This is a genomic window from Microbacterium petrolearium (assembly GCF_054782875.1).
Window position 1 is genome coordinate 117657 of the sequence record NZ_BAAGRQ010000004.1, and the last position, 14840, is coordinate 132496.

General features: G+C 73.1%; 16 protein-coding genes, 1 tRNA gene and 1 riboswitch. Of the genes, 12 read left to right on the forward strand and 5 right to left on the reverse strand.

Annotation, left to right across the window (positions count from 1 at the left end; translation table 11 throughout):
* The first annotated feature begins 106 nt into the window (after nt 1–106).
* From ACYVJ0_RS04910 to ACYVJ0_RS04955, 10 genes are all read left to right on the forward strand, one after another.
* Nucleotides 107–940 (forward strand): DUF3097 domain-containing protein, encoded by an 834-nt coding sequence (locus tag ACYVJ0_RS04910; RefSeq protein WP_460816377.1) that lies wholly within the window; start codon nt 107–109, stop codon nt 938–940.
* Nucleotides 941–953: 13 nt separating this feature from the next.
* Nucleotides 954–1538: a hypothetical protein gene (locus tag ACYVJ0_RS04915; protein WP_460816379.1), complete on the forward strand. Its 585-nt coding sequence runs from the start codon at nt 954–956 to the stop codon at nt 1536–1538.
* A 63-nt stretch (nt 1539–1601) separates the two neighbouring features.
* A complete protein-coding gene (locus ACYVJ0_RS04920) occupies nt 1602–2282 on the forward strand; it encodes a YcnI family copper-binding membrane protein (protein ID WP_460816381.1) in 681 nt (226 codons plus the stop codon).
* 181 nt (nt 2283–2463) lie between these two features.
* Nucleotides 2464–3189 (forward strand): tRNA (guanosine(46)-N7)-methyltransferase TrmB, encoded by a 726-nt coding sequence (gene trmB / locus ACYVJ0_RS04925; protein ID WP_460816382.1) that lies wholly within the window; start codon nt 2464–2466, stop codon nt 3187–3189.
* 62 nt (nt 3190–3251) lie between these two features.
* Entirely contained in the window at nt 3252–4169 is a 918-nt protein-coding gene (locus tag ACYVJ0_RS04930; RefSeq protein WP_460816484.1) for a CPBP family intramembrane glutamic endopeptidase, read from the forward strand.
* Nucleotides 4170–4288: 119 nt separating this feature from the next.
* A complete protein-coding gene (locus ACYVJ0_RS04935; protein WP_449855298.1) occupies nt 4289–5002 on the forward strand; it encodes a succinate dehydrogenase cytochrome b subunit in 714 nt (237 codons plus the stop codon).
* On the forward strand, nt 4999–6996 hold the full coding sequence (locus ACYVJ0_RS04940; RefSeq protein WP_449855297.1) for a fumarate reductase/succinate dehydrogenase flavoprotein subunit: 1998 nt from the start codon (nt 4999–5001) through the stop codon (nt 6994–6996). The genes ACYVJ0_RS04935 and ACYVJ0_RS04940 overlap by 4 nt, the downstream gene beginning before the upstream one ends.
* Before the next feature lie 10 nt (nt 6997–7006).
* Nucleotides 7007–7756 (forward strand): succinate dehydrogenase/fumarate reductase iron-sulfur subunit, encoded by a 750-nt coding sequence (locus ACYVJ0_RS04945; protein WP_460816384.1) that lies wholly within the window; start codon nt 7007–7009, stop codon nt 7754–7756.
* 184 nt (nt 7757–7940) lie between these two features.
* Nucleotides 7941–8603, forward strand: coding sequence for a DNA alkylation repair protein (locus ACYVJ0_RS04950; protein WP_460816386.1), 663 nt, complete (start codon nt 7941–7943; stop codon nt 8601–8603).
* 48 nt (nt 8604–8651) lie between these two features.
* Nucleotides 8652–9056: an SRPBCC domain-containing protein gene (locus ACYVJ0_RS04955; protein WP_449855265.1), complete on the forward strand. Its 405-nt coding sequence runs from the start codon at nt 8652–8654 to the stop codon at nt 9054–9056.
* A gap of 9 nt (nt 9057–9065) precedes the next feature.
* Here ACYVJ0_RS04955 and ACYVJ0_RS04960 read toward each other — a convergent pair whose 3' ends face one another.
* The gene (locus ACYVJ0_RS04960; protein ID WP_460816388.1) at nt 9066–10406 is read right to left on the reverse strand and encodes a bifunctional phosphopantothenoylcysteine decarboxylase/phosphopantothenate synthase; all 1341 of its coding nucleotides are present in this window, start codon (nt 10404–10406) and stop codon (nt 9066–9068) included.
* A 73-nt stretch (nt 10407–10479) separates the two neighbouring features.
* On the opposite strand from ACYVJ0_RS04960, the gene ACYVJ0_RS04965 reads away from it, so the two are divergent.
* Nucleotides 10480–11196: an NRDE family protein gene (locus ACYVJ0_RS04965; RefSeq protein ID WP_460816390.1), complete on the forward strand. Its 717-nt coding sequence runs from the start codon at nt 10480–10482 to the stop codon at nt 11194–11196.
* A 3-nt stretch (nt 11197–11199) separates the two neighbouring features.
* Here ACYVJ0_RS04965 and ACYVJ0_RS04970 read toward each other — a convergent pair whose 3' ends face one another.
* From ACYVJ0_RS04970 to ACYVJ0_RS04980, 3 genes are all read right to left on the reverse strand, one after another.
* The gene (locus ACYVJ0_RS04970) at nt 11200–11550 is read right to left on the reverse strand and encodes a DMT family transporter (protein WP_460816392.1); all 351 of its coding nucleotides are present in this window, start codon (nt 11548–11550) and stop codon (nt 11200–11202) included.
* Entirely contained in the window at nt 11551–11865 is a 315-nt protein-coding gene (locus ACYVJ0_RS04975) for a DMT family transporter (protein WP_460816394.1), read from the reverse strand.
* 16 nt (nt 11866–11881) lie between these two features.
* Nucleotides 11882–11946, reverse strand: a riboswitch (guanidine-III (ykkC-III) riboswitch).
* Nucleotides 11947–12016: 70 nt separating this feature from the next.
* Nucleotides 12017–13522, reverse strand: a complete 1506-nt coding sequence (locus tag ACYVJ0_RS04980; protein ID WP_460816486.1) for an SLC13 family permease — start codon at nt 13520–13522, stop codon at nt 12017–12019.
* Between the two features lie 204 nt (nt 13523–13726).
* On the opposite strand from ACYVJ0_RS04980, the gene ACYVJ0_RS04985 reads away from it, so the two are divergent.
* Nucleotides 13727–13802, forward strand: a tRNA-Arg gene (locus ACYVJ0_RS04985).
* A 249-nt stretch (nt 13803–14051) separates the two neighbouring features.
* Here ACYVJ0_RS04985 and ACYVJ0_RS04990 read toward each other — a convergent pair.
* Nucleotides 14052–14819, reverse strand: a complete 768-nt coding sequence (locus ACYVJ0_RS04990; protein WP_460816396.1) for an SGNH/GDSL hydrolase family protein — start codon at nt 14817–14819, stop codon at nt 14052–14054.
* Nucleotides 14820–14840: the final 21 nt, after the last annotated feature.

Consider the following 14840-nt stretch of genomic DNA (forward strand, 5'->3'; position numbering starts at 1 on the left):
CGGTCGCCCCGCCACGATCCTATTCACGGCCACGGACACGGGAAAGCGCGGCGGACGCGGCCCGGTCGGCGCCGACATCCAGGCGCGGGAACATACGCTGACAGGGATGGACGACAGGTACGGACCCGACGTGCTCGCGACCGGGTGGCGCGATCGCGGCACGAAGCAGGCCGAGCGCGTGCCCGCGCAGATCGACCTCGTGGTCGAGGTGGCGGGCGACGGCTTCACCGGCGCGATCACGCGCCGCGAGGGGCCGCACGTGGAGCTCGAGGACCGCAAGGGCCGCAGGCGGCTGTTCCCGCTCGGCAAGGGCTTCCTCATCGACGGCGAGCCGGTGGAGCTCGTCGCGCCCTCCGCCCAGCCCCAGGGGCGGCGGCGCACGGCGTCCGGCTCGTTCGCCGCGGAGGACCGGCGGGCGCGCGTCGCGCTGCCCAGCCGCATCCTCGTGGAGGGCAAGCACGACGCCGAGCTCGTGGAGCGCGTGTGGGGCGACGACCTGCGCGCCGAGGGCGTGGCGGTGGAGTTCCTCGAGGGCATCGACGTGCTGGACGACGTGCTGCGCGCCGAGCCGCCGTCGGCCACGCGCCGCTACGGCGTGCTCGTGGACCACCTCGTGCCGGGATCGAAGGAGCAGCGGATCGCGGATGCCGTGGCGCGCGGACCGCACGGAGCGCACGTGCGCATCGTCGGGCACCCGTTCGTCGACGTGTGGCAGTGCGTCAAGCCGCAGGCGCTGGGCATCGAGGCGTGGCCCGTGGTGCCGCGCGGCACCGACTGGAAGACGGGCATCTGCCGCGGCCTCGGCTGGCCGGCCGAGGACCAGGCCGACATCGGCCGCGCGTGGCAGCACATCCTCTCGCGCGTCACGACCTTCCGCGACGTCGAGCCGGAGCTGCTCGGCCGCGTCGAGGAGCTCATCGACTTCGTGACGGCGCCGTAGCGGGGATCGGGCGATGCGGACACGGCGGCAGCGGCTCGCGCTGCGCGGAGCGGGGGCGTCGTTCGCGGCGAACCTCATCGCCGCCGTCTCGCACACCCTCGGCGGCGAGGACGCGCCCGCGCCGCTCGTCGTGCTCGGCATGATGGCGCTGCTGTGGGCGCCGGCCATGGTCCTCATGGGGCACCGGCCGCGTGCCGGCCGCATCGGGGCCACCGTGATCGTCGCGCAGGCGGCGTTCCACTCGGTCTACGCCGCGCTCGGCTTCCCCACGGGCGGAGCCGCGGGGCACGCCGGCCACGCGGGGCACGGGGCGCCGCTCGAGCTGGGATCGCTTGGCCCCGGCATCGAGGTGAGTCCGCTCATGGTGGCCGCGCACGTCGCGGCCGCGGCCGTCACCTTCGCCGTGCTGATGTTCGGCGAGCGCATGCTGCGGGCGATCCTCGAGTGGACGATCGCGTCGCTGCGGGCGCGCCTCGCCGCTCCCCGGCCGCGGATCGCGCCGCGCCGCGGCATCGTCACCGGGATCGTGCGCGCGCCCCGATCCGGCCGTGCCTTCGCGCTCATCGGCCCGCGCGGGCCGCCCCTTCCTTCCCTCTGAATCCCCAACCATTCCGCGGTCCCGAGGGGACCGCGGGTTCCGCATGCTCAGAAGGAAGAACACATGAACACCCACCGCACCACCCGCCCCGTCGCCCGCCCGCTGCGCCGCCTCGGCGCCGGCGTCGCCGTCGGCGCCGCGCTCGTCCTCGGCCTGCCGCTCGCCGCCGCCGCCCACGTCACCGTCTCGCCCGAGCAGGCGACCGGCGGATCGTACGAGGTCCTCACCTTCGCGTTCAGCCACGGCTGCGACGGCTCGCCGACCACCGCGCTGCGCATCGAGATGCCCGACGGCGTCGGCGCGGTCTCGCCCACCGTGCAGGCGGGCTGGGACATCGCGCTCGAGCACGACGAGGCCGACGGGCTGCCGAGCGCCGTGACGTTCACGGCCGAGCAGCCGATCCCCAACGAGCTGCGCGCCGCCGTGCAGCTGCAGATGCAGCTCTCCGCCGACGCGGAGGGCGCCCTCGCGTTCCCCGTCGAGCAGCGCTGCGCCGAGGGATCGGTCTCGTGGAGCGAGATCGCCGAGGAGGGGCAGGATCCCCACGCCCTCGACGCGCCCGCCCCCGTCGTGGCGGCCGCGGCCGGGGACGACGCGCACGGCGCGCACGCGGAGGAGGAGGCGGCCTCGGGCGATGAGGCGGCCTCGGACGCGGCGGGCTGGGGCCTCGCGCTGGGCGCGGGCGGCGCCGTGCTCGGCGCGGCGGCGCTGGCGACGTCGATCGTGGCGCTGCGGCGTAAGTGATTTTCTGAGTCTGCGGGCGCATGAGCGCCCGCACGCTCGCTTCGCTCGCACAGTGATCGGTTTCTGTGGGAGGGCGCCCGATCGGTGACGCTCATCGGTTGCTGAGCGGAGCGGCGCAGCCGCGGAGATGAAGCGACCACCCCAACCGGTCGGCGGGCGCGGGCCGACTACCCTGGGAGGCATGCCCGACGCACCCCGATACCGCGATCAGCCCGTGTCGTTCGTGCGGCGGGGCGGGCGGATGTCGGAGGCCCAGGAGCGCGCGTGGGCCGAGCTCTCGCCCTTCTACCGCTTCGACGTGCCGCGCGATGCGGCGTCGACGTCGGTGCACCCGGACGCGGTGTTCGATCCGGCCACGGAGTTCGGGCGCGAGGCACCGCTCATCGTCGAGATCGGATCGGGCCAGGGCCACGCCATCGTGAACGCCGCGGTGAACAATCCCGGCACCGACTTCCTCGCCGTCGAGGTGTACGTGGGGGGACTCGCCCGCACCATGCTCGACGCCGACAAGGCCGGCGCGCGCAACCTGCGCGTGATCGAGGCCAACGCGCCCGAGGTGCTCGAGACGCTGCTGCCCGAGGGCTCCGCCGCCGAGGTGTGGATCTTCTTCTCGGATCCGTGGCACAAGAAGCGCCACCACAAGCGCCGCATGATCAAGGAGGGCTTCGGCGCCACCGTCGGCCGCGCCCTGCGCGACGGCGGCGTGCTGCGCCTCGCCACCGACTGGGAGGACTACGCGCTGCAGATGCGCGAGGTCATGGACGCCGCCGCCGAGTTCGAGCGCGCGTTCGACGGCGAGTGGGCCCAGCGCTTCGAGGGGCGCGCCATGACGGCCTTCGAGCGCAAGGGGATCGAGAAGGGCCGCGACATCCGCGACCTGGCCTACCGGCGCGTGCCCCGGCGCTGATGGGACACGTCGCCGCCGCGCCGCGCCCGCTCCTGTCGTGGGGCGTGCTCCCCGCGCTGCTCGTGTGCCTCGCGGCGCCGGCGATGTTCGTGCTCGAGTCGCGCCCGCTCGGCTACGCCCTGCTCGTGGCCGGGCTGGTGGCGGCCTCGACTCCATGGCTTCGCCATTCCGCTCGGCCCGTCTCGGCTCCCTTCGGTCGCTCGACGACCCGCGAGACGAACGGCTCGTCGACCGAAGCGGCGCAGCCGCGCAGCGGAGACGGGTTGAGCGACACTTCGACGTCGCTCAGTGCGGGTCTGCGCGAGTCGAAACCTCGCACGCCCTCCCTCGCGCGCGATCTGCTGCTCATCGCCCTCGGGCTCGTGTGCGCCTCGGCGATCCGCCTCGAGGCGAAGCTCGACGACCTCTCGATGCTCGCCTTCACGCTGGCGCTCGGGGGCGCGGTTGCCGTGCCGTACGTGCTCAGCCGCTTCGTCTTCCGCGATCACGCGATCCGCTTCCCGTGGCGCGGCGGCGGCCGCTGGACCGCGTGGCAGTGGACCTGGCTCGTCGCAGTGATCGCGCTGGGGTGGCTGATCCTGCCGTACTACTTCATCACGAGCGGCGTGTACCTCAACTGGCCCGTGGTGGACGACGCGAACCTCATCGCGCGGCTGTTCGTGGGCGTCGGGGCGGTGGGCATCTGGGACGAGCTGTTCTTCATCTGCACCGTCTTCGCGCTGCTGCGCCGGCACTTCCACGTCGCCACGGCGAACGTGCTGCAGGCGATCGTGTTCGTCTCGTTCCTGTGGGAGCTCGGCTACCGCGAGTGGGGCCCGGTCCTCACGATCCCCTTCGCCCTGCTGCAGGGCTTCATCTTCCTGCGCACCCGCTCGCTCGCCTACGTCGTGACGGTGCACCTGCTCTTCGACGCCGTCGTGTTCCTCGTGCTCGTGCACGCGCACAACCCCGGGGTGCTCGACCCCCTCTTCCTCGTCTGAGCCGGCCGCCCCGGCCCGCCGGATCGCGATCCGCTTCGCGCGCACCCTTTCGCCGGGCCGGATCGTCCCCCTAGAGTGACGCGCAAGGGGGCGGGACCCGCGGAACCAGGAGGACTGGGATGACGGCGGTTCAGGATCGGCGCACGACGGCGCGGCGCCATCGCGTGCCGCTGTCGAACTTCTGGGCCAAGGTCATCATGGCCGTTACCGGCTTGATCTTCACCGCCTTCGTGTTCGTGCACATGTACGGCAACCTGCACATCTTCCAGGGGCAGGAGGAGTTCGACCACTACGCGCACTGGCTGCGCGAGGTGCTCATGCCGCTGCTGCCGTACGAGGGCCTGCTGTGGATCCTGCGCGTCGTGCTGCTCGGCTGCCTCGTGCTGCACGTGGCGTGCGCGGTGCTGCTCATCGTGCGCGCGCGCCGCGCGCGCGGCCCGCACCGCCGGCGGGGGCTCTCGGGCGTCGACGCGTGGTTCGCGCGCAGCATGCCGATGACCGGCGTGATCATCCTGCTGTTCGTCGTGTTCCACATCCTCGACCTCACGCTCGGCGTGGCGCCGGCCGCCACCTCGGAGTTCGAGGCCGGATCGGCGTATGCCAACCTCGTCGCGAGCTTCCAGCGCCCGCTCGTGGCGGCGTTCTACGCGATCACGATGCTCGTCCTGTCCGTGCACGTCTTCCACGGGGTGTGGACGGCGGCGCACGATCTCGGCGCCACCGGAAAGCGGCTGCGGCAGATCGCGCTGTGGGTCGGCGGCGGGCTCGCCGTGGCGATCTGCCTCGGCAACGTCGCCATCCCGCTGCTCGTCCTGGGAGGAGTGATCGCATGACGACGACCGACACCGGCGCGCCGCGCGTGCGCCCCGCATCGGAGGCGCAGCTGCTCGACGGCCTGCGCTCCATCGGATCGGACATCGCCGGCCTCGTGCCCTCGGACGTGCCCGTGTCGGAGTACTGGACCGACCGCAAGCTGCACTACAAGCTCGTCAGCCCGCTGAACCGGCGCAAGTTCTCGGTGATCGTCGTCGGCACCGGCCTGGCGGGCGCCGGCTGCGCCGCCGCACTGGGCGAGCTCGGCTACAACGTCGAGGCCTTCACGTTCCACGACGCGCCGCGCCGCGCGCACTCCGTGGCCGCGCAGGGCGGCATCAACGCCGCGCGCGGCCGCAAGGTCGACAACGACTCGCTCGCGCGGTTCGTCAAGGACACCGTCAAGGGCGGCGACTTCCGCGGCCGCGAGCTGGACGCCTGGCGCCTGGCCGAGGAGAGCATCCGCGTCATCGACCACATGGACGCCATCGGCGCCCCGTTCGCGCGCGAGTACGGCGGGCAGCTGGCGACGCGCTCGTTCGGCGGCGTGCAGGTCTCGCGCACCTACTACACGCGCGGGCAGACCGGGCAGCAGCTGCAGGTGGCGGCCTCGCAGGCGCTGCTGCGCCAGGTGGCCCGCGGCAGCGTGACGCTGCACACCCGCACCGAGATGCTCGACCTCGTCGTGGAGGACGGCCGGGCCGCCGGCATCGTGGCGCGCAACCTCGTCACCGGCGAGATCACGGCGCACACCGCACACGCCGTCGTGCTCGCCACCGGCGGCTACGGCAACGTGTTCTTCAAGTCCACGCTCGCGAAGAACTCCAACGTCACGGCCGCGTTCCGCGCGCACCGCCGCGGCGCGTACTTCGCCAATCCCGCCTTCATCCAGTTCCACCCCACGTCGCTGCCCGTCTCGAGCGAATGGCAGTCCAAGACGATCCTCATGTCCGAGTCGCTGCGCAACGACGGGCGGATCTGGGTGCCCAAGCGCCCGGGAGACGACCGCGATCCGAACACGATCCCCGAGGACGAGCGCGACTACTACCTCGAGCGCCGCTATCCCGCGTACGGCAACCTCACGCCGCGCGACGTCGCCAGCCGCGCCGCGCGCGACGAGATCGTCGCCGGCCGCGGGGTGGGGCCGCTGCGCAACGCCGTCTACCTCGACTTCCGCGACGCGATCGGCCGGCTGGGCCGCGGCGTGATCGAGGAGCGCTACGGCAACCTTTTCGAGATGTACACCGACGCCACGGGCGAGGATCCGTACACGGTGCCGATGCGGATCGCGCCCGGCGCGCACTTCGCGATGGGCGGGCTGTGGAACGACTACGACCAGATGGCCTCGATCCCGGGGCTGTTCGTCGGCGGCGAGGCCGGGTGGGGGTATCACGGCGCCAATCGCCTGGGGGCGAACTCGCTGCTGTCGGCCTGCGTGGACGGCTGGTTCACGCTGCCGTACTCCGTGCCCAACTACCTCGCCGACATGCTCGGCGCGCCCAAGCCCGCGCTCGACGCCCCGGAGGTCACCGCCGCGGTCGACGACGCGAAGGCGGGGGTCGAGCGGCTCACGGCCATCGGCGGCACGCAGGGGCCCGACCGCTTCCACCGCCGCCTGGGCGACCTGCTCTACCAGCACTGCGGCGTGAGCCGCGACGGCGAGCTGCTCGCCGACGGCATCCGCAAGGTGCAGGCCCTGCGCGACGAGTTCTGGGGCGACCTGCGCGTGCAGGGATCGGCGGGCGGCTTCAACCAGGAGCTCGAGCGGGCCGGGCGCGTGGCCGACTACCTCGACATGGCCGAGCTGATGTGCCTTGACGCCCTCGACCGCGACGAGTCCTGCGGCGCGCACTTCCGCACCGAGCACCAGCATCCCGACGGCGAGGCCAAGCGCGACGACGACAACTGGCGGTTCGCCTCGGCGTGGGAGCGCGGCGCGGACGGCCGGTACATCCGCCATCAGGAGCCGCTCGAGTTCGCGAGTGTGCCCCTCCAGACGCGCGACTACAGGTAGGGAGCGACGGATGAGGCTGACACTGCAGATCTGGCGCCAGGACTCCCCGGCGGACGACGGGCGCTACGAGGACTACGTGCTCGAGGGCGCGGGGCCCGAGTTCACGCTGCTCGAGGCGCTCGACAAGCTCAACGACCAGCTCGTCGCCGAGGGGCGCGAGCCCGTCGCCTTCGACAGCGACTGCCGCGAGGGGATCTGCGGATCGTGCGGCATCACGGTCGACGGGCGGCCGCACGGGCCCGTCGAGAAGACCCCGTCGTGCCGCCAGCACCTGCGATCCTTCCCCGACGGATCCACGGTGCGCCTCGAGCCCTTCCGCAGCGCCGCCTACCCGGTGCTCAAGGACCTCGCGGTGGACCGCGGCGGGCTCGGCCGGGTGATCGAGGCGGGCGGCTACGCCTCGATCGACGCCGGCACCGCGCCGGACGCGGACGCCCACCAACTGACGCACGAGAAGGCGGAGTACGCGCTCGACATGGCAGCGTGCATCGCGTGCGGCGCGTGCGTGGCGGCGTGCCCGAACGGATCGGCCAACCTCTACGTCGGCGCCAAGCTGCTGCACCTGGCGACGATGCCGTCGACGAAGGCCGAGCGCTCCACCCGCGCGCGCGAGATGGTGCGCACGGCCGAGGAGGAGTTCGGCCCGTGCTCGCTCTACGGCGAGTGCGTGGACGTGTGCCCCGCCGGCATCCCCATCACCGCCATCGCGGGCGTCAACCGCGAGAAGCTCCGCCAGGTGCTCCGCGGCAAGGATGATTAGGTCTTAGGGTTGCTGATCGGTTGCACCGGACCGGTTGCTGAACGGAGCGCCGAAGGCGCGGAGATGAAGCGACCACCGCAGCCGTTCTGTGCTTGCTGTGGTCGCTTCATCTTCGTTCGCTGGCGCTCACTTCGTTCAGCAACCGACGGGGTCGCACTCCGCAACCGCGCGTACGCTTGCTCGCATGAGCGAGACGGTGGGCGCGCTGCTGGCCGAGCTGGAGGGCCTCGAGGACGCGCGCATGCGCGAGATCAACGAGCGCCACGGCGATGACCACGGCGTCAACCTGTCGAAGCTGCGCGCCGTCGCGAAGCGGGTGAAGACCGATCCCGAGCTCGCGCGCGAGCTGTGGGCCACCGGCCGCACGCCCGCGCGACTGCTGGCCCTGCTCGTCTCGCGCCCGAAGCAGTACTCGGCCGACGAGGTCGACGCCATGCTGCGCGAGGCCCGCGCGCCCAAGGTGCGCGACTGGCTCGCCAACTACATCGCCAAGAAGAGCCCGCACCTCGAGCAGCTTCGCCTGCGCTGGCTCGACGACGCCGATCCGCACGTCGCCGCGGCCGGATGGGCGCTCACGGGGTTCCGCGCGCAGAAGGACCCGGACGGCCTCGACCTGCCCGCGCTGCTCGACACCATCGAGGCCGAGATGCGCGACGCCCCCGCACCGCTGCAGTGGGAGATGAACTCCACGCTCGCGTACATCGGCATCGCGCACCCGGATCAGCGCGCCCGCGCGCTCGACATCGGCGAGCGGCTCGAGGTGCTGAAGGACTACCCGACGCCGCCGAACTGCACCTCGCCCTACGCCCCGATCTGGATCACCGAGATCGTGCGCAGGCAGGGCTGATCCCGCAACCCCCTCGCGGTCGCCGCCGCGCCCCGGCACCATGGGGGCATGGACGGCGAGCGGATGTATCGGATCCAGACCGGCGCGACCCCCGAGCGCACGTGGGCGGCCCTCACCGACCCCGTGCGGGTGCGGTCCTGGTACTACGGCACGTGGCCGCGCACGACGTGGCAGGTGGGCGAGCCCATCGAGTACGTGGACGAGGACGGCGACGTGCAGCTCGCGGGCGAGGTGCTCTCGTACGAGCCGCCGCGCTCGTTCTCGCACACCTTCGTCGCGACGTGGGACGGCGGCCGGGATGATCAGGGGATCCTGACGTGGACCGTCGAGCCCGACGACGCCGGCAGCCGCGTCACCCTCATCCACACGGGCGGTCACGGCGCTGAGACCGCGGAGGGATCGCAGCGGCTCGTCGAGGCGCTCGACGACCACCTGCGGCAGCCCGACGCCTGACCGCCGGGGTCAGGACGCGGCGCGCGCCGCGAGGATCGCGTCGAGGATCGCGTCGGCGACCTCCCGCTTCGAGCCGCCCGCGCGTGCGACGACCTCGCCACCCGCGTCGACGACGATCACCGCGTTGTCGCGCGCCTCGAAGCCGGCGGTCCAGCCCACGGCGTTCGCCGCGAGCAGGTCGGCGCCCTTGCGCTCGCGCTTGCGGCGGGCGCGCTCCACGAGCTCCTCGTCGTCGGACACCGTCTCGGCCGCGAAGCCGACGACGGTCTGGCCGGCGGCGCGATCCCGTGCGAGGCCCGCGAGGATGTCCTCGTTCTCGACGAGGCGCAGCTCGAGCCCGCCGGGGGCGGACTCCTTCGTGAGCTTCGTCTCGGCCACCTCGGCGACGCGGTAGTCGGCCACGGCCGCCGCCATCACGACCACGTCGGCGCCGTCGGCGGCCGAGCGCATCGCCTCGCCGAGCTCGGCGGCGGTCCCCGCCGTGCGCACCGTGATCCCCGGCCGCGCCTGCACGTCGGCGAGCACGGCCTCCTCGACGTGCGCCGCGACGAGCGTCACGTCGGCGCCGCGCTCGGCCGCCGCCAGGGCGAGGGCGGCGCCCTGCCGCCCGCTCGAGCGGTTGCCGATGAACCGGACCGGATCGATCGGCTCGCGCGTGCCGCCCGCCGACACGACGATCCGCAGCCCGGCCAGGTCCCGCCCTCCGGAGGACTCCGCGCCGTGCGGAGGAGCGGATCCGGCGTCGGCTGCTCCGATAGCGCCGTTCTCCTCCGCTGCGCCGCCGACCACTGCGCCCGGTGCGCCGCCGCCCGCCGGCCCGCCCGCCGCGCGCAGCAGCGCACCGAGCTCGGCGTGGATGCGCTCCGGCTCCGCCATCCGGCCGGGGCCGGTGTCGTCGCCCGTGAGTCGCCCGCTGTCGGGGCCGATGAAGCGCACGCCCCGCGACCGCAGCGTCTCGACGTTCGCCTGCGTGGCGGGGTGGCGCCACATCTCGGTGTGCATGGCGGGCGCCACCACGACGGGCGCGGTCGTGGCGAGCAGGGTCGTGCCGAGCAGGTCGTCGGCCAGGCCCGCCGCCATCTTCGCGAGCGTGTGCGCGGTCGCCGGCGCGATCACGACGAGCTCGGCCGCCTGGCCGAGGGCCACGTGCCGCACGCGCGGCACGTCGTCGTGCACGGAGATCGTGACCGGGTGGCGGCTGATGGCCTCCCACGTCGGCGCGCCCACGAAGCGCAGCGCGTTCTCGGTCGGGATCACGTGCACCTCGTGCCCGTCGGTCACGAGCAGCCGCACCAGCTGCACGGTCTTGTACGCGGCGATGCCGCCCGTCACGCCCACGACGATCCGCATGACTCCACCTTCTCGCATCCGCAGCCGCCGCGCATCGCGGCCCGCGGATCGGCGGCGTGCCTAGGCTGGGCACGTGTGCACCGTCGTGATCCGCGTCCCCGAGAGCGCCGCAGACCCCGTGCGGATGCTGGCCGTGCGCGACGAGGATCCCGCCCGCGCGTGGGATCCGCTGGGGGCGTGGTGGCCGGACCGGCCCGGCACCCTCGGCGTGCGCGACCGGCTCGCCGGCGGCGCGTGGCTCGCCGCGCGACCGGCGGACGGGCGCGTGGCCGTCATCGTGAACCGGGCGGGGGATCCGGCGCTGCCGCCGGAGCGGATCGAATCGCGCGGGGCGCTCGCGCTCGACGCCGTCGCGGGCCGGGCCGTGGAGCGGCCGCGCACGCGGGGCTTCCACCTCGTCGGGATCGACGGCGCGTCGGCGACCGTGACCACGTGGGACGGCGCCGCGCTGCGGCGCCGAGATCTCGGGCCGGGCACGCACATGATCGCGCACGACGAGCCCGACGATCCCGCCACCGCCCGCATCGCGGCGTGGCGCGGCGCCTTCGCGGCCGCGTCGACGGAGGGGGAGCGGTGGTGGGAGGGCTGGATCGGCGTGCTGGCCGAGTCCGCGGCGCTCGATCCGCGGGACGACCGGGCCATCATCCGCGACAACCGCCCGCACGGCTACCCGACGCTGTCGCTGCTCGCGTGCGTCGCGTCGGTGGCGCCGGGCGCGGCGGACGTGCGCTACGCCGAGCTCGCGCGGCCCGGCGCGTGGAGCCCGCTGTCGTTCGCCGCCGCGGTCTGACGGTTAGCGCGACTCGTCGGCCGCCGCGCGCGGCTTCTGCGGTGGCAGCAGCTTCAGGCCGACGACGGAGCCGACGATCCCGAGCAGGAAGACGATCTTCCACGGCGAGACGCTCTCGGCGCCCGTCGCCATCGCGTAGGCGACCGTGAGGGCCGCGCCCACCCCCACCCACACCGGGTAGGCCGTGCCGATCGGGATCCGCGTCGCGGCATATCCGAGCCCCAGCATGCTCGCCGTCAGCGCGACGAGGAACACCGCGGTCGGCGCGGGGCGCGTCAGCCCGTCCGAGAGGCCGAGCGCCGTGGCCCACACGGCCTCGGCGACCGCGCTGAGCAGCAGCACGAGCCACGCCACTCAGCTCACCGCCTTCAGGCCGACGATCGACGTCATGAGCAGCACGAGCAGCAGCACGCGCGCCACGCTCGCCCGCTCGCGCTTCGTGACGATCGCCCACGCGACCGTGAGGGTCGCTCCCACGCCCACCCACACGGCGTAGGCCGTGCCGGTGGGCAGCGAGGTCATCGCCCACGCGAGCCCGGCCATGCTGCCCAGCAGCGAGACGGCGAACAGGACGGTCGGCTTCCACCTGCGGAAGCCCTTCGAGGCCGACAGCGCCGAGGCCCACACGGCCTCGAGCATGCCGGAGAGGATCAAGACGAGCCACGCCATGGCGTGCGACACCCCTTCCGTGGCCGTCTTGTCGTGTGCGGGTACAGCTCCCTCGTCCGCGGATCCGGTGCCGGATCCCGCCTCTCACGGTAGCAACGGCGCCGCGCGAGGCTGCCCAGCCGCCGCCCAGGGCTGCATCAGCCAGGACCCATCAGCCGAGCGGCGGAGCGGCGCCCTCCCAGAGCCCGAGCACGGCCATCCACGCACCGCCGGCGATCGTCCAGATGAGGATGACGACGACCGACATGACGAACGCGGTGCGGAACCACTCTCCGACCTTCACGTAGCCCGATCCGTAGATCACGCCCGACGGGCCGGAGGCGTAGTGCGACAGAGCGCCGAAGAGGTTGCCGATGAAGCCGAACACGAGCGCGGCGAACATCGGCGGGGCGCCGGCGGCCACGGCCGCGCCGAGGAAGACGCCGTACATCGCGACGATCTGCGCGGTGTTCGAGGCGAACAGGTAGTGCGCGTAGAAGTACACGAGCGTGAGGATCGCGAAGGCGAACACCCAGGGCATGCCGCCGACGAGGCCGCTGACGAAGTCGCCGATCCACTGGATGACGCCGAGGCGGTTCAGGTGCTCGGCCATGCCCACGAGCACGGCGAAGAAGATGAACGTGTTCCATGCCGACCCGTTGCGGGCCATGTCCTTCCACGTGAGCACGCGCGTGACGAGCATGACGGCGATGCCGACGAACGCCGCCGTCGTCGCGTCGAGCTGGATGCCCGTGCCGAGCGCGCCGTTGACGGCATCCGAGATGCTCGATCCGAAGATCCACAGCACGAGCAGAACACGAGCACGGGCGCCCACCCGGCGCGCACCACGAGGATCACGGCGCCCACCGCGCCGCCGAAGCGACGCTCCGGGTCGGTCGCCAGGTCGAGAGCCCGTTCGATCCAGTCCTCGCGCACGCGGCGGATGACGCGCGAGACCCGCGTCTTGATTCCCGCCGCGGTGAGGAGCGGGCGGGCCTGTGCGCCGTAGACGAGCGTGCCCAGCGCGAGCCACGCCAGCGGCACGACGAAGCCGATGATCGCGGCGGCCGCGACCGCGAGCACCGCCGACCACAGCCACTCGAGCGAGTCGGCGAGCGAGGGCACGTGCAGCTCGACGCCCAGCCACCAGCGATCCAGCGCCGCGCCGATGCGGCGGGAATGCCACCAGTCGCCGAAGCCGAGCGTGCCCTCGCGCAGGACCGTGGCGCTCAGGAAGATCCACACCACCTCGGCGTAGCCCACGAGCAGGCGCAGCACGGCGCGCAGGCGCTCGCGGTCGCCAGGAAGGCGCCGCACGATCATGGTGAGCCCGCGTGCGGACGCGAACGCGACGGCGGCGGTGGCCAGCACATCGGCCGTCGTGCTGCCCGCGAGGCGCGAGGCCACGTCGCCCTCGCCGTCGATCACGCTGTACGCCACGCCGAGGCCCATCGTCAGGGTGTCCTCGTAGAGGAAGCCGTAGTGCTCGTAGATGACGAGGAACGGCAGGATCACGGCGGCGCTCGCGATGAGGAGATCGGTGAACGGCCGCCCGCTCGACGCGCGAGCGCGCATGACCAGCAGCGAGGCGACGATCGTGACGAGCTGCACGAAGACGACGAGTGACATCACGAGCCGGCCGAGCACGCCGGACACGAGCGATGCGTCCACGGCCCACAGCAGCAGGTAGTGGCGCGAGACGACGGCCGCCAGCGCGAGCAGCAGCAGCGCCGGCCAGTGCCGCCCGATGAGCCGCCCGGCGTCGGCGATCATCCGCCAGCCCGCGTGGAGCACGCCCTCGGGGCGGGTGGCGACGGCGTGCTGGCTCACCCGGTCAGGGTATCGGCACGGCGGCACCCTCCCCGGCTGGTATCCTCGTTGAGCCTCCATAGCTCAGGGGATAGAGCGTTGGTTTCCGGTACCAAAGGTCGCAGGTTCGAATCCTGTTGGGGGCGCCAACCTCGAAGGGACCGTCGCGAATGCGGCGGTCCCTTCGAGGTTGTGCGAGACCATCAGCGGGTCCCCACGGCCCGAGGCTCCAGGCGTCGCGGATGCGACGTCTGGAGAGGCCCGTGGAGGCGTGGGGGCGCCAACCTCGAAGGGACCGTCGCGAATGCGGCGGTCCCTTCGACGTTGTGCGAGACCATCAGTTGGCCCCCGCGGTGTCACTCCTCCGCGAGAGGTTGCGGCGCAGATTCAAAAGAGAATCACTCCTCGACCGCCTCGACCGTGACGGGCGGGGCGTAGGGCCGCAGGGCCGCCGCGACCTTCTCGGCGAGGTAGGCGTGGCCGGCGTCCGAGGGGTGGTTCGCGCCCTTCTTGGAGGTGTCGATCACCTCGAGGTAGTTCGCGTCCGTGATCCAGCTCTCCGCGATCGGCGAGACGTAGGGCCAGTCGCGCTGGGCGGCGAGATCGGCGAGGTCGCGGTCGATGCGGGCGGTCGCGGGCTCCACCGGCAGCACCTGGGGCGCGGGGCCGAGCACGACGATCGTCGTGTCGGGGTAGGTGGCCGACAGGGCGTCCCACGCCGCGGCCACGGCGTCGCGGTACCCCGTCTCCGGCAGGCGCCGGTCGTTGATCGATCCCTGCACGAGGACGACGTCGGGGGCGAGCGACGGGTCGAGCGCGGCGATGCGCTGCCCGAAGGTCGTGCCGTACCAGCCCGTCTTGAGGTAGCCGCTGCCCGGTTCGCCGTCGACCACCATCTCCCAGCCGCCGACGGCCGCCAGGCGATGCGCGTAGCCGAGCTCGGGGCGGGTGGCCGCGGCGCCGTACGTCCACGAGTCGCCGATCACGAGCACGCGAGGAGCCCCCTCGTGGGCGCCGTCGACGACGACCGCTTCGGCGGCGAGCGGCTTCGCCTCGCTCGCGGGCGTGCGCGGGCGCGTCACGATGAGCGTCGCCACCAGCACGACGGCGGCGAGCGCGGCGAGCAGGACGAGCACCGTGCGGATCGGGTGAGCCTCGGGGCGCATGGGGTCGAGGATAGGCGCTCG

Coding starts and splice junctions, on each gene's coding strand:
- ACYVJ0_RS04920 (WP_460816381.1), top strand. CDS start 1,602: ATGAACACCCACCGCACCACCCGCCCCGTCGCCCGCCCGCTGCGCCGC.
- trmB (WP_460816382.1), top strand. CDS start 2,464: ATGCCCGACGCACCCCGATACCGCGATCAGCCCGTGTCGTTCGTGCGG.
- ACYVJ0_RS04955 (WP_449855265.1), top strand. CDS start 8,652: ATGGACGGCGAGCGGATGTATCGGATCCAGACCGGCGCGACCCCCGAG.
- ACYVJ0_RS04935 (WP_449855298.1), top strand. CDS start 4,289: ATGACGGCGGTTCAGGATCGGCGCACGACGGCGCGGCGCCATCGCGTG.
- ACYVJ0_RS04945 (WP_460816384.1), top strand. CDS start 7,007: ATGAGGCTGACACTGCAGATCTGGCGCCAGGACTCCCCGGCGGACGAC.
- ACYVJ0_RS04960 (WP_460816388.1), bottom strand. CDS start 10,406: ATGCGGATCGTCGTGGGCGTGACGGGCGGCATCGCCGCGTACAAGACC.
- ACYVJ0_RS04910 (WP_460816377.1), top strand. CDS start 107: ATGGACGACAGGTACGGACCCGACGTGCTCGCGACCGGGTGGCGCGAT.
- ACYVJ0_RS04940 (WP_449855297.1), top strand. CDS start 4,999: ATGACGACGACCGACACCGGCGCGCCGCGCGTGCGCCCCGCATCGGAG.
- ACYVJ0_RS04950 (WP_460816386.1), top strand. CDS start 7,941: ATGAGCGAGACGGTGGGCGCGCTGCTGGCCGAGCTGGAGGGCCTCGAG.
- ACYVJ0_RS04975 (WP_460816394.1), bottom strand. CDS start 11,865: ATGGCGTGGCTCGTCTTGATCCTCTCCGGCATGCTCGAGGCCGTGTGG.
- ACYVJ0_RS04915 (WP_460816379.1), top strand. CDS start 954: ATGCGGACACGGCGGCAGCGGCTCGCGCTGCGCGGAGCGGGGGCGTCG.
- ACYVJ0_RS04990 (WP_460816396.1), bottom strand. CDS start 14,819: ATGCGCCCCGAGGCTCACCCGATCCGCACGGTGCTCGTCCTGCTCGCC.